Here is a 224-nt window from a genome sequence, read left to right as displayed (position 1 = left end):
TCTAAATATCGTGATTATAAATTACGTACTAATTATTTTAAAACTAATCAACATTTTTTACAGAAAAGGTGGGTTAAAGTTTTAAAAGCTGCTGAGAACCATTATATGCACAGTAACTATTTAATTAAAATGGGTTTTATTGCTGATGACAGTAAAGATCTTCATTTCTTAAAAATATTACAAGCTTAATATCATACGTGGCTATTTTTTAAAGTAACCGTTTT

Annotated in this window: 1 protein-coding gene; it reads left to right on the top strand. The window is 25.4% G+C overall.

The window, feature by feature from the left end:
* Positions 1–189: hypothetical protein (locus V6255_RS18475; RefSeq protein ID WP_425355954.1), on the top strand; the 189-nt coding region annotated here is incomplete at its 5' end.
* Positions 190–224: the final 35 nt, after the last annotated feature.

Source organism: Psychromonas arctica (assembly GCF_038155225.1).
GTDB lineage: Bacteria > Pseudomonadota > Gammaproteobacteria > Enterobacterales > Psychromonadaceae > Psychromonas > Psychromonas arctica_B.
Note: the sequence above shows the minus strand (reverse complement) of the source record. Positions and strands in the feature narration are given on the sequence as shown.